This is a genomic window from Mycobacterium sp. B14F4, assembly GCF_039871645.1.
Classification (GTDB): domain Bacteria; phylum Actinomycetota; class Actinomycetes; order Mycobacteriales; family Mycobacteriaceae; genus Mycobacterium.
Map to the genome: position 1 here is coordinate 360,302 of NZ_JBDPMF010000005.1, position 12,320 is coordinate 372,621.

The following is a 12,320-nucleotide window of genomic DNA, read 5'->3' on the forward strand; positions in this document are numbered from 1 at the left end:
GTCAGGTGCTGTGACAAGTGTTGCGGTTGTAAAGTTATACGGTTGTGTTTGCTGGGCCGGGTGACCAGTAGGGTTGCGCCCGTGATCGACCTCAAAGTGCTGCGCGAGAACCCGGATATCGTCCGCGCCTCGCAACGTGCCCGTGGCGACGACCCGAGCCTGGTCGACACCCTGCTCGAGTCCGACGCCGCCAGGCGGGCGGCGGTCTCGACGGCCGACAACATGCGCGCCGAGCAGAAGGCGGCCAGCAGGAAGGTCGGCAAGGCGTCGCCCGACGAGCGGCCCGCGCTACTCGAGCAGGCCAAGGCGCTGGCGGAGAAGGTCAAGGCCGCGGAGGCCGAGCAGGCCGCCGCCGAACGGGCCTTCACCGCCGCCCACATGGCGATCTCCAACGTGATCATCGACGGCGTGCCTGCCGGGGGCGAGGACGACTTCGTGGTGCTCGACACCGTCGGCGAGCCGCCGCCCCTGGAGAACCCGAAGGACCACGTCGAGCTCGGTGAGTCGCTCGGCCTGATCGACCTCGAACGCGGCGCCAAGGTATCCGGCGCGCGGTTCTATTTCCTCACCGGTGCCGGTGCGCTGCTGCAGCTCGGGCTGATGCAGCTGGCGGCCAGGCTGGCCACGGAGAACGGCTTCACGCTGATGATCCCGCCGGTGCTGGTGCGCCCGGAAGTCATGGCCGGCACCGGGTTCCTCGGCGCCCACAGCGAGGAGGTCTACCGGGTCGAGGCCGACGACCTGTACCTCGTCGGCACCTCCGAAGTGCCGCTGGCCGGATACCACGCCGACGAGATCCTCGACCTGTCCGGCGGGCCGCGGCGCTATGCGGGCTGGTCGTCGTGTTTCCGCCGCGAAGCAGGCAGTCACGGCAAGGACACCCGCGGCATCATCCGCGTGCACCAGTTCGACAAGGTCGAGGGCTTCGTCTACTGCACGCCCGAGCAGGCCGAGGCCGAACACGACCGGCTGCTGGGCTGGCAGCGTCGGATGCTGGCGATGATCGAGGTGCCCTATCGTGTGATCGACGTCGCCGCAGGCGATCTCGGTTCGTCGGCCGCGCGCAAGTACGACTGTGAGGCCTGGGTGCCGACCCAGCGGACCTACCGCGAGCTCACCTCGACCTCGAACTGCACGACCTTCCAGGCGCGCAGGCTCGCGGTGCGCTACCGCGACGAGAACGGCAGGCCGCAGACCGCGGCCACCCTGAACGGGACGCTGGCCACGACCCGCTGGCTGGTGGCGATCCTGGAGAACCACCAGCAGCCCGACGGCAGCGTCCGCGTCCCGGAGGCGTTGGTGCCGTTCGTCGGAACCAATGTGCTGACGCCGACGGAGTAGTCGTTAGTCGCCCAGTAGTTCGTCGAGGCTGGCCAGGAACTCCCTGGGTCGCTGCGGGGTGAACGCCGGTTGCGGTCGCGCGCCAGGCACGTCGAGGGTCACCAGCGTCGACTTGATCGGCCGCCACATGTCCAGCGGTAGCCACCGGCGCAGATCGGAACTGCCCCAGATGCGGAACCGGTGGGTCAGCATGCCCAGCGGCTCGGCCTTGTACCCGCGGATCGACCGCAACGGAATGATCTTCGACGTGCCCGACGGAAAGTGGTAGCGCCGCAGCGTGATCGCCTCACGGTCCAGCTGGATCAGACCGTCGTCGTAGTACTGGCGCGGGCCGGTCATCTCCCCCTCCGCTCCGACCGCAGCTCGTGGCCCCTGGTGGTCAGGCAGCGGCCGCTGTCCAGGTTCCACTGCCAGCCGTGCAGGTTGCACGTCAGCGTCGAGCCCTCGACGACGCCGAACTTAGACAGGTCGGCCTTGAGGTGCGGACAGCGGCGCTGAATCTCCCAACCGTCCAACGTGATCGACGACGAGTCGTCGTGCGCCTCGGCGAACCAGCCGTCGGCGTAGGCGATGCGCTCGTCGGTCAGGCACTTGAAGAACGTGTACAGGAACTCGTTGTAGCCGCCGACCCGCCAGGCCCGAAAGCGCGTGGACAAGAAGATGGTGTTGACCCAGTCCGGCTCGTTATCCCGCAGGACGGTGCGCACCAGATCCGGCGCGATGGCGAACCCGTAGCGAAACTTTTCATTCGGTATGGGTTCGCGCACAACACGTTTCGGGAAGTCCAGCACGACGGTCTCGTCATGCCCGCCGCCTCGTAGCCGCAGCTCGACCGGGTAGCCGATGCCGTCGCAGATCTGATCGCTCTGGATCATGATCGGCTCGAAGAGCGTGCGCAGCGGTTCCAGCAGGGACTCACCCGCGGCGGGCGCCCAGCTGGCCTTCTCCGCGGCCAGCACCGGCGCCATCCGCTCGGCGTAGTCCGCGATGTAGGCCGCCTTGCCGGTGGTGAAGATCGCCTGCACCTCGTCGTCGGGCAGCGGGTGCGTCAGCGAGTCCAGTTGCGCGCCCGTGAAATTCGCGGTCGAGCCGGGAACCATCAGCAGCCCGCCGTCGTGGCCGTGCGTGCGCATCTGGTCGAGGAACACGACCTGGTCGGGGAAGATGTTGGCCGGATCACCGTGGTCGTCGTTGAGGTCGCGCAGCTCGGGATCCAGGAAGCACGGCGGACCCGCGGACGGAATCACCCAGGTGGCGCCGACCTGCGCGATGTACTGGCGGCAGCGGTCCATCTGGCGCTGCCGCTTCTGCACGCCGAACGCCTCCTTGGCGCGGTCGGGCATGTCGTAGACCATCGGGTACCAGATCGCCCCGGAGTACTGCAGCATGTGGACGTCGACGTGATCGAAGTCGGCGTGTACCACGTCCAGGTCGACCGGCCGGGCGTCGTTCATATTGAAAACGGTGGTCGCGCCATCCGAAACCACCAGACCCGAGTCGCCGATCGGCCCGTCGGCAGGCGCGCGCAACGCGATGATCATGACGTCGAGGTCGCCCTTGGGTCCGCTGACGCGGTGGCTCACCGAGTCGGTGGTCTCGAAGAACCGGTGGAAGCCGAGCTTCTCCAGTTCCCGACGCAGATCGGGCACCGGGAAGTCGGGCAGCAGGACCACCGCGTCCTTGTTGACGTGCTCGCGCAGCAGCCGGGGGTCGAAGTGGTCGCGATGCAGGTGCGAGACGTACAGGTAGTCGCAGTCGCCGAGCGCGTCCCAGTCCAGGGCGCTGTTGTCGGGGAACGGGAACCAGGACGCGAAGTAGGCCGGGTTGACCCAGGGGTCGCACAGGATGCTTCCAGCCTTGGTGTCGATGCGGAATCCCGCATGTCCCACGCTTGTGACCTGCACTGATGCCCCTTCGTCGCGCTCAACGTGCCCGGGACGAGCTTAGCGGCAGCACACAGCCGAAGTCGTATCCACGCCCGCGCACTACGCTTGCGGTCGTGGAACCGGTCTACGGCACAATCATCCAACTCGCGCGTTTCGTCTGGCGCGTCCAGGGGCTGAAGTTCACCGTCACCGGCGTGGAGAACCTGCCGAAGACCGGCGGCGCAGTGATCGCGATCAACCACACCAGCTATTTCGACTTCACCTTCGCCGGGTTGCCCGCCTACCGCCAGGGCCTCGGCCGCAAGGTGCGGTTCATGGCGAAGCGAGAAGTCTTCGAGCACAAGGTCACCGGCCCGGTCATGCGCAGCCTGCGACATATCGAGGTGGACCGCGACAGCGGCGCCGCCTCGTTCGACGAGGCGTGTCAACGGCTCAGGGAAGGCGAGTTCGTCGGCGTCTACCCCGAGGCCACGATCAGCCGCAGCTTCGAGATCAAGGGCTTCAAGTCCGGCGCCGCGCGGATGGCCATCGACGCCGACGTGCCGATCGTCCCGCACATCGTCTGGGGGGCGCAGCGGATCTGGACCAAGGGCCATCCGAAGAAGATGTGGCGGCCGAAGGTGCCGATCTCGGTGGCGGTGGGGGAGCCGATCATGCCGACGCTGCCCGCCGCCGAGTTGACCGCGCTGCTGCATTCGCGCATGCAGCACCTGCTGGAGCGGGTGCAGGCCGACTACGGCGAACACCCACCGGGTGAGTTCTGGGTGCCGCACCGGTTGGGCGGTGCTGCGCCGACGCTGGCCGAGGCCAACCGGATGGACGTCGAGGAAGCCGCCCAGAAGGCGCAGGCGAGGGCCGCCCGCCGCACCGAACGTCCCGACCCCGCGGGAGCGCCGGAGTAGCCGCATGGAACCGGTTTTCCGCACGCTCGAGATCGCAGCCAGGGTCGCGAGGAGGGCCATCGGTACCCGAATCGACTTTCGAGGCCTCGAGCACCTCCCGGCGACCGGGGGCGCCGTCGTCGCGATCAACCACACCAGCTACATCGACTTCCTGCCCGCGGCCATGGCGGCGATGTACCGCAAGCGGCGGCTGCGCTTCATGATCAAGGCCGAGATGGCCGAAGTGAAGTCGGTCGGCTGGCTGATCAGACACACCGGGACCATCTCGGTGGACCGCAGCGCGGGTGCGGGCGCCTATGCGGTTGCGGTTGACCGGCTGCGCGCCGGGGAACTCGTCGGCGTGTACCCGGAGGCGACCATCAGCCGCAGCTTCGAGCTCAAGGAGTTCAAGAGCGGTGCCGTGCGGATGGCCATTGAAGCGCAGGTGCCCATCGTGCCGCTGATCGTGTGGGGTGCGCAGCGCGCATGGACCAAGGACCATCCGCGGGCGCTGAGCCGCAGGAAGCTTCCGATGATCGTGTCCGTCGGTGAGCCGATTCCGCCGGCCGTTGACAGCGCCGAACTCGGCACCGCGATGCGCAGCGCCATGACCGAGTTGTTGCACAAGGCGCAGCTGGACTACCCGCACCCCGAGGGGGCGTTCTGGGTGCCCCGCCGGCTGGGCGGCACCGCGCCGACGCCGGCGGAGGCCAGGATGCTCGACGAAGCGGAGCTGGCCGAGCGGGCCCGCAGGCGCGCCGAGCGACAAGCGAAGAGCCACCGGTGAGCCGATGACACTGCCCCGGCTCATCGCCTCCGACGTCGACGGCACCCTGCTCGACGACGACGAGAAGGTCACCCCGCGCACGCGGGCCGCCGTCACCGCGGCCGTGCAGTCGGGCGTGCGGTTCGTGCTCGCGACCGGACGCCCCCCGCGGTGGGTGCGACCGGTGGTCGACGCGCTCGGCTTCGCCCCGATGGCGGTCTGCGCGAACGGCGCGGTGATCTACGACCCGGCCGTCGACCGCATCGTGTCCGCCCGGACCCTGACCGCCGAAGCGCTCGCCGAGCTCGCCGAGATCGCCACCCGGGTGCTCCCCGGCGCCGGCCTGGCCGTCGAACGGGTCGGCCGCACCGCGCACGACGCCGCGACCCCGCAGTTCGTCAGCTCTCCCGGTTACGAGCACGCGTGGTTGAACCCCGACAACACCGAGGTCTCCTTCGAGGATCTGCTCGGCGAGCCCGCCATCAAGCTGCTCATCCGCAAGGCGGGCGCGCGCAGCGACGACATGGCGGCCGCACTGTCGAGACATATTGGCGCGCAGGGTGATATCACGTACTCGACGAACAACGGCCTGATCGAGATCGTGCCGTCGGGCATCAGCAAGGCCACCGGCGTCGACGAGCTGGCGCGTCCGCTGGGCATCAGCGCCGAAGAGGTGGTGACCTTCGGCGACATGCCCAACGACATCCCGATGCTGCGGTGGGCGGGCCTCGGTGTGGCGATGGGCAACGCGCACCCGGACGCGGTGGCCGCGGCCGACGAGATCACCGCGGACAACAGCGACGACGGCGTGGCGCGCGTGCTCGAACGCTGGTGGCTCTGACCGCCCGCCGGCGCTAGGTGCTGATCGGCGGGGTGAACCGCTCGAGCTGGACGGGCGTCTTGTCGGCCGAGGGCTTGGGCAACTCCACCGGGATCCCGTCGATGACCCGGGTCACCGTGCTCTTCTCCCGGTCGAAGTTGAGCGTGCCGTGCTGGAAGTTCTGCACGATCCACTGGGGCTCGTGGATCTCGCCGCTGGTCGGCAGTCCGAGCGCGCCGCGTTCGAAACCCAGTGAGCCCCAAGCCTTGTAGATTTCACCGGTGACCGGCTCCGCACCGCTGACCGGTGACCAGTAGACCGCGCCGCGCTCGAAGGTGACGTACCGCGCCGCGCCCTCGCCTGCGGCCTCCAGCGACGTCGGCCTGCCCAGCGGGCTGTTCATCCCGCCCATCGACTCCCAGCGGGCGAAGATGGCACCACCGCGCAGCGACTCGGCCAGATCCTCGGGTCCCGGCGGATCGTTGAACCGGGCCGCGATGTCGCGGATGCGGTCCATCAGCGCGTACGCCGCATTGCCGGGGCACTCCGTCGCGCCGACGTCGCGGTGGGTGAAGATCGCGGGCAGTGCCGGAGTCGCGCCCGTCGGGAACTTCGCGAACGATCCCCCCGCAGACGCCAGCACCACGCGGCCGCGCGGGTCGACGCGGTCCAGACCCAGTCGCCAGCCCAGCAACCGGCCCGTGTTGCGCAACTGGATCGGCGTCGGCGGCACCACCTCGAAGTTTCCCATCATCGCCACACCCCAGGTGTCGCGGTTGAACCCGCCGGTGTGCGCGCCCTCGACGGGTCTGTTCATCCCGCCCGCGCGGCCCTCGAAGACCTGGCCGTACTTGTCGACCAGCGCGTTGTAGGCCAGGTCGCACCAGCCCAGCGTGCGGGTGTGGTACTCGTAGATCGATCGCACGATGCCCGCCGAATCCTGCGGAGCGTATTCGTTGCTGCCCGCGGTGTGGTGCACCACGCCGGCTCGAATCCCCATGTCGTAGCGGGGGTTTCCGCATTTGATCGACTCGTCGGCGCCCCACTGGGCGCGGTTGATGATGGTGGGCGGCATGCCGGGGGCGTTGACCGCCGACGGCATCGGGAGATTGTCCACCGGCGGCGCCTGCGGCGGGCTGATCAGCACGGCGTTGAGGTTCTGCCCGAACGGTTGCTCGACGTTGGCGGGCACGTAACCCAGACCCGGTCGGGGCGCGGGCCGGTTCGCGCCCGTCGTCACCGGCGCGTCGGGCGGGCGGGTGACCGCGATCTGCACGGTGGTGGTGCGGCCGACGAACACCGGTTCGGTGCCCCGCACGGCATCGGTGTCCAGCCCGACCCCCGCCATCGGCTCGGCCTCGTACCAAGGGCCCCAGCTGCCGTCGGCCTTCTTGGCCCGCACCCGCGCCGTGGTGCCCGCGAAATCCTGGGCCGTCAGCGCGACCATGGAGAACGGGACGTCCTGGTGGATCTCGCGAACGGTCTCTCCGCCGCCGAGGTCGGTGAGTGGTTGCTGCGCCAGGTGGGGCGCCTGCGGCGCCGGAGGTCCGGCGTCGTCACCGGGCACGCCGAAGATCGCCATCGGCAATATCACGACCGTTGCCGCAACCGCGGTGAACAGCAGCGATGGCGCGGGCCGCGCTCGCGAGGAGCGAAAACCAGGACTCGGCACGGCCTGATGTTACGTATGTGTCAGTTGATGCCGCTGTTTCGACACGGTTTCAGCGCCGCAAATATCGGCAGACCCTGTAACGGCACCGCAGAGCCCGGGGGATGGCTTCTGCGGTGCCGTCGGGTGACAGGTCTCGTGGGCGGAGCGCCCGGGGTCCTAGGCGCCGGGGACGGGCGCCGGCCCGGCACCGGGCATCGCGGGTGCGCCCGCCGGCAGTGCCGGCGCGACGGCCGGAGCGCCCGGCGGCTTCACCGCCGACATGATCGCCGGCATCACCATGCCCTTGAGCAGGTCGATGGCCTGGCCGGCACCCAACTGCTCGGCCATGCTGTTGATCTCGCCGAGGATGCCGCCGCTACCGGTACTGGGCGCCGCAGCGGGCATGGTCGCCAGCGACGGGTCGCCCAGTATCGGGTAGGTGCCCGCGGCGGGGTCGAGGCCGATCGGCGCCGCGATCGGAACCTCACTCGGGGCCGGCAGGCCCGCCGCCGATGAGATCGGTGTGGTGGCCAGCGCCGGATCGGTCAACGCCGGCGGCGTCGACAACCCCGGGGTGGCCAGGTCCGGCAGCGCGCCGGCGGGGCTCGTCAGCGCCGGACTGGTCAGCGCCGGGTTGGTGAGCGCGGGGTTGGTCAGGGCCGAATCGGTGAGCCCGGGACCGGTCGCGGTGACCGGCGGCAGCGTGGCGCCGGGAGCGGTCAGGCTCGGCGCCGTCAGCCCCGGGGTGGTGAGGCCGGGCGCCGTCAGCTCCGGTGTGGTCAGGCCCGGCGTGGTGAGCCCCGGCGAGGTGAGGGTGGCGGGCGTGCTGGCGCCCGAGCCCGTCAGCAGGCCGGTCGGCATCGGCGGCATGTTGATGCCGAACTGCGAGAGACCCTGCGACAGGGCCGACATCAACTCGCTGGGCAGGTCGGTGATCATCGCGGCCTGAACGAACTCACGGTGCTGTGCCGAGGGCGTCGTGCTCTCGGACAACTCGCTCACGGCGACGACTGCGGCGGGACTTGCGACTGCCAGGGCCAGGACTGCGCTCGTGGCCGTCGAGAGCCTGCGTCGGCGACGGTTCGGCACGGAAGTCTCCTCAATACATGGACTACATCGGCTAGGTGATCGTGTGAACAACCCAGGTCTGACGCTGTCGGCCAAGAGCCAACGTGAACGACGGTACTGGCGTGACCTCTGGGGTTGAAGTGACGATATGGAATCGTGAGCCGATCGAAACCTTCCGCATCCGTGGCATTCGGGGTGTGATGTCGCTGTCCGATACCCTTGCTGCCGATGACAGCTCGTTTTGACCTCTTCGTCGTCGGTTCCGGTTTTTTCGGCCTGACGATTGCCGAGCGCGTGGCAACGCAGCTGGACAAGCGGGTGCTCGTCGTCGAGAGACGGCCGCACATCGGCGGCAACGCCTACTCCGAGCCCGAACCGCAGACCGGGATCGAGGTGCACAAGTACGGTGCGCACCTGTTCCACACCAGCAATCAGCGGGTGTGGGACTACGTGCGGCAGTTCACCGAGTTCACCGGCTACCAGCACCGCGTGTACGCCATGCACGGCGGCCAGGCCTACCAGTTCCCCATGGGCCTGGGCCTGGTGTCGCAGTTCTTCGGCAAGTACTTCACGCCCGACGAGGCGCGGCGGCTCATCAAGGAGCAGGCCGCCGAGATCAAGACCGAGGACGCGCAGAACCTCGAGGAGAAGGCCATCTCGCTGATCGGCCGGCCGCTCTACGAGGCGTTCATCAAGAACTACACGGCCAAGCAGTGGCAGACCGATCCCAAGGAGCTGCCTGCGGGCAACATCACCCGGCTGCCGGTGCGCTACACGTTCGACAACCGGTACTTCAGCGACACCTACGAGGGACTGCCGGTCGAGGGCTACACCAGGTGGCTGGAGAACATGGCGGCCGATGACCGCATCGAGGTGCGGCTGGACACCGACTGGTTCGACGTACGTGCAGAACTCCGCGCCGCGAATCCCGACGCCCCCGTCGTCTACACCGGTCCCTTGGACCGCTACTTCGACTACGCAGAGGGCCGGTTGGGCTGGCGCACTTTGGATTTCGAGCTCGAGGTGCTCGACACCGGAGACTTCCAGGGCACCCCGGTGATGAACTACAACGACGCCGACGTGCCGTACACCCGCATCCACGAGTTCCGCCACTTCCACCCGGAACGGGCGTACCCGACCGACAAGACGGTGATCATGCGGGAGTTCTCGCGGTTCGCCGACGACGACGACGAGCCCTACTATCCGATCAACACCGAGACCGACCGCGCGTTGCTGGCCGCGTACCGGGCCCGGGCGAAGGCCGAAACCGAATCGGCGAAGGTGTTGTTCGGTGGCCGGCTCGGCACCTACCAGTACCTGGACATGCACATGGCCATCGCCAGCGCGCTCAGCATGTACGACAACACCCTTGCGCCGCATCTGCATGACGGTGCACCACTGACCGAACCAGGCCCGTGAGGAGCAACAGCGCATGAGTGACATCCCGTCCGGCGCGCTCGACGCCGCGGAATCGAAGGCGGTCAGCCTGCTGGCGCGCGTCATCCTGCCGCGTCCGGGTGAGCCGCACGACGTCCGCAAGCTCTACATAGAGGAATCGGAGACCAACGCCCGCCGCGCGCACGCCCCGAGCAGGACCACGCTCGAGATCGGCGCCGAGTCCGAGGTGTCGTTCGCGACGTACTTCAACGCGTTTCCCGCGAGCTACTGGCGACGGTGGTCGACCCTCGACTCGGTGGTGCTGCGCGTCGAACTCGTCGGCAGCGCACGCGTCGACGTCTACCGCTCCAAGGCCACCGGCGCGCGCATCACCGTCGGCGGCGCGCCGGTCGCCGGCGCCGCCGAGGGCGAGTTGGGCGCGGTCGAGTTCGAGATCGACCTCACGCCTTTCGAAGACGGGGGCTGGATCTGGTTCGACGTCACCACCGATTCCAAGGTCACGGTGCACAACGCGGGCTGGTACGCGCCGGTGCCGGCGCCAGGACGCGCCAACGTCGCGGTCGGCATCCCCACGTTCAACCGCCCGTCGGACTGTGTAAACGCGTTGGCCGCGCTGACGTCGGACCCGTTGGTGGACAAGGTGATCGGCGCCGTCATCGTCTCGGATCAGGGCACGCGCAAGGCCAAGGACCATCCGGGCTTCGCCGACGCCGCCGCACCGCTGGGCAACCGGCTCTCGATCCACGACCAGCCCAACCTCGGTGGCTCCGGTGGCTACAGCCGGGTGATGTACGAAGCCCTGAAGAACACCGACTGTGAGCAGCTCCTGTTCATGGACGACGACATCCGCATCGAGCCCGACTCGATACTGCGCGCGCTGGCGATGAACAGGTTCGCCAAGGCGCCGACTCTGGTCGGGGGTCAGATGCTCAACCTGCAGGAGCCGTCGCACCTGCACGTGATGGGCGAGATCGTCGACCAGGAAAACTTCATGTGGACCAACGCTCCCAACACGGAGTACGACCACAATTTCGCGAAGTACTCCCTCGCCGACGAAGAGGAGCCGCGCAGCAAGCTGCTGCACCGCCGCGTCGACGTCGACTACAACGGCTGGTGGATGTGCATGATCCCGCGCCAGGTAGCCGAGGAACTCGGCCAGCCGCTGCCGCTGTTCATCAAGTGGGACGACGCCGACTACGGCCTGCGTGCCGGTGAGCACGGCTACGGCACGGTCACCCTGCCCGGCGCCGCGATCTGGCACATGGCGTGGAGCGACAAGGACGACGCCATCGACTGGCAGGCCTACTTCCATCTGCGCAACCGGTTGGTGGTCGCGGCCATGCACTGGGACGGCAGCGTGCGCGGGTTGCTGGCGAGCCATCTGAAGGCGACCATCAAACACCTGCTCTGCCTTGAGTATTCGACCGTCGCCATCCAAAACAAGGCGATGGAGGACTTCCTCGCCGGGCCCGAGCACATCTTCTCCATCCTCGAGTCGGCACTGCCCGACGTCCGCAGGATGCGCGAGGCCTACCCGGACGCGGTGGTACTGCCGGGCGCCACGGCGCTTCCGCCGCCCTCGGACCGGCGCCGCAAGAAGGTCAAGATCCCCACCAATTCGCTGGCGATCGCGACCCGCTTGGCCCGCGGGCTGATCCACCAGTTCAAGCCGCACGACCCCACCCACCATCGCCGGCCGCAGCTCAACGTGGCCACCCAGGACGCGCGCTGGTTCCTGCTGTGCAAGGTCGACGGTGTCACCGTCACCACCGCCGACGGCCGCGGTGTGGTGTACCGGCAGCGTGACCGCGAGAAAATGGTTGCGCTGCTTCGCGCTTCGCTGCGCCAGCAGATGCGCCTGGCGCGCAAGTTCAACCGCATGCGCAAGGTGTACCGCGACTCCCTTCCGGTGCTGGCCAGCAAGCAGAAGTGGGAATCGGTGCTGCTCGAATCATCCGCACATGGCTGAGAGCCCGCGCGGCGAGGAAGCCGCGCTGGTCGCGGTGCAGTCGGTTCTGTCCGATCGGCCCGGGGTGCTGGCCGGCGCCAGGGCGCTGTCGCATTTCGGCGAGCACAGTCTCGGCTGGATCGTCGTCGCGGTGGTGGGAGCCGTCGTCGCACCCCAGCGCCGCCGCGCCTGGCTGGCCGCGGGCGCCGGAGCATTCCTGGCCCATGCGGCCGCCGTGGTGATCAAGCGAGTGGTCCGCCGGGAACGCCCGCACCACCCGGCGATCGCGGTGAACGTCGGCACACCGAGCCGGTTGAGTTTCCCGTCGGCTCATGCCACCTCGACGACCGCGGCGGCGGTGCTGCTGGCCCGGCCCACCGGCCTGCCGTTGCCCGCGCTGCTGGTGCCGCCGATGGCGTTGTCGCGCTTGGTGCTCGGCGTGCACTACCCGTCCGACGTGCTCACCGGCGTCGTGGTCGGGGCGGCCGTCGCGAAGGTGGTCGGCACGGTGGCGGACCGGAGCGGAAGAAACCGATGAGCATCTCGAGTGACAGCAGCGCA

At 68.6% G+C, this 12,320-nt stretch carries 11 protein-coding genes; 7 read left to right on the forward strand and 4 right to left on the reverse strand.

Annotation, left to right across the window (positions count from 1 at the left end; genetic code table 11):
• The first annotated feature begins 81 nt into the window (after window positions 1-81).
• On the forward strand, window positions 82-1,341 hold the full coding sequence (gene serS, locus ABGB19_RS16755) for a serine--tRNA ligase (protein ID WP_347687083.1): 1,260 nt from the start codon (window positions 82-84) through the stop codon (window positions 1,339-1,341).
• Between the two features lie 3 nt (window positions 1,342-1,344).
• On the opposite strand, the gene ABGB19_RS16760 is transcribed toward serS, so the two are convergent.
• Both ABGB19_RS16760 and ABGB19_RS16765 read right to left on the reverse strand, forming a co-directional pair.
• Entirely contained in the window at window positions 1,345-1,680 is a 336-nt protein-coding gene (locus tag ABGB19_RS16760; protein ID WP_347687084.1) for a hypothetical protein, read from the reverse strand.
• Window positions 1,677-3,245, reverse strand: a complete 1,569-nt coding sequence (locus tag ABGB19_RS16765; RefSeq protein ID WP_347687085.1) for an MBL fold metallo-hydrolase — start codon at window positions 3,243-3,245, stop codon at window positions 1,677-1,679. Before ABGB19_RS16765 ends, ABGB19_RS16760 begins: the two co-directional genes overlap by 4 nt.
• A 95-nt stretch (window positions 3,246-3,340) precedes the next feature.
• Here ABGB19_RS16765 and ABGB19_RS16770 point away from each other — a divergent pair, with 95 nt between their 5' ends.
• From ABGB19_RS16770 to ABGB19_RS16780, 3 genes are read left to right on the forward strand one after another with little or no spacing between them, the layout of a single operon-like run.
• On the forward strand, window positions 3,341-4,129 hold the full coding sequence (locus tag ABGB19_RS16770; protein WP_347687086.1) for a lysophospholipid acyltransferase family protein: 789 nt from the start codon (window positions 3,341-3,343) through the stop codon (window positions 4,127-4,129).
• A gap of 4 nt (window positions 4,130-4,133) precedes the next feature.
• Window positions 4,134-4,895: a lysophospholipid acyltransferase family protein gene (locus ABGB19_RS16775; protein ID WP_347687087.1), complete on the forward strand. Its 762-nt coding sequence runs from the start codon at window positions 4,134-4,136 to the stop codon at window positions 4,893-4,895.
• Window positions 4,896-4,899: 4 nt separating this feature from the next.
• Window positions 4,900-5,715, forward strand: coding sequence for an HAD family hydrolase (locus tag ABGB19_RS16780; protein WP_347687088.1), 816 nt, complete (start codon window positions 4,900-4,902; stop codon window positions 5,713-5,715).
• 13 nt (window positions 5,716-5,728) lie between these two features.
• Here the strand turns inward: ABGB19_RS16780 and ABGB19_RS16785 are convergent, their stop codons facing one another.
• Entirely contained in the window at window positions 5,729-7,276 is a 1,548-nt protein-coding gene (locus tag ABGB19_RS16785) for an N-acetylmuramoyl-L-alanine amidase (RefSeq protein WP_347687223.1), read from the reverse strand.
• 246 nt (window positions 7,277-7,522) lie between these two features.
• Window positions 7,523-8,434 carry a hypothetical protein gene (locus ABGB19_RS16790; protein WP_347687089.1) on the reverse strand — a complete coding sequence of 304 codons (912 nt, stop codon included), beginning with the start codon at window positions 8,432-8,434 and terminating at the stop codon, window positions 7,523-7,525.
• Window positions 8,435-8,632: 198 nt separating this feature from the next.
• On the opposite strand from ABGB19_RS16790, the gene glf reads away from it, so the two are divergent.
• From glf to ABGB19_RS16805, 3 genes are read left to right on the forward strand one after another with little or no spacing between them, the layout of a single operon-like run.
• Complete coding sequence (gene glf / locus ABGB19_RS16795; RefSeq protein WP_347687090.1) at window positions 8,633-9,832, forward strand: UDP-galactopyranose mutase; 1,200 nt, start codon at window positions 8,633-8,635, stop codon at window positions 9,830-9,832.
• A 13-nt stretch (window positions 9,833-9,845) separates the two neighbouring features.
• Window positions 9,846-11,780, forward strand: coding sequence for a glycosyltransferase (locus tag ABGB19_RS16800; protein WP_347687091.1), 1,935 nt, complete (start codon window positions 9,846-9,848; stop codon window positions 11,778-11,780).
• Window positions 11,773-12,297, forward strand: a complete 525-nt coding sequence (locus ABGB19_RS16805) for a phosphatase PAP2 family protein (protein WP_347687092.1) — start codon at window positions 11,773-11,775, stop codon at window positions 12,295-12,297. The genes ABGB19_RS16800 and ABGB19_RS16805 overlap by 8 nt, the downstream gene beginning before the upstream one ends.
• The last annotated feature ends 23 nt before the right edge of the window (window positions 12,298-12,320 follow it).

Coding starts and splice junctions, on each gene's coding strand:
- ABGB19_RS16760 (WP_347687084.1), bottom strand. CDS start 1,680: ATGACCGGCCCGCGCCAGTACTACGACGACGGTCTGATCCAGCTGGAC.
- ABGB19_RS16775 (WP_347687087.1), top strand. CDS start 4,134: ATGGAACCGGTTTTCCGCACGCTCGAGATCGCAGCCAGGGTCGCGAGG.
- ABGB19_RS16780 (WP_347687088.1), top strand. CDS start 4,900: ATGACACTGCCCCGGCTCATCGCCTCCGACGTCGACGGCACCCTGCTC.
- ABGB19_RS16785 (WP_347687223.1), bottom strand. CDS start 7,276: ATGGCGATCTTCGGCGTGCCCGGTGACGACGCCGGACCTCCGGCGCCG.
- ABGB19_RS16800 (WP_347687091.1), top strand. CDS start 9,846: ATGAGTGACATCCCGTCCGGCGCGCTCGACGCCGCGGAATCGAAGGCG.
- ABGB19_RS16805 (WP_347687092.1), top strand. CDS start 11,773: ATGGCTGAGAGCCCGCGCGGCGAGGAAGCCGCGCTGGTCGCGGTGCAG.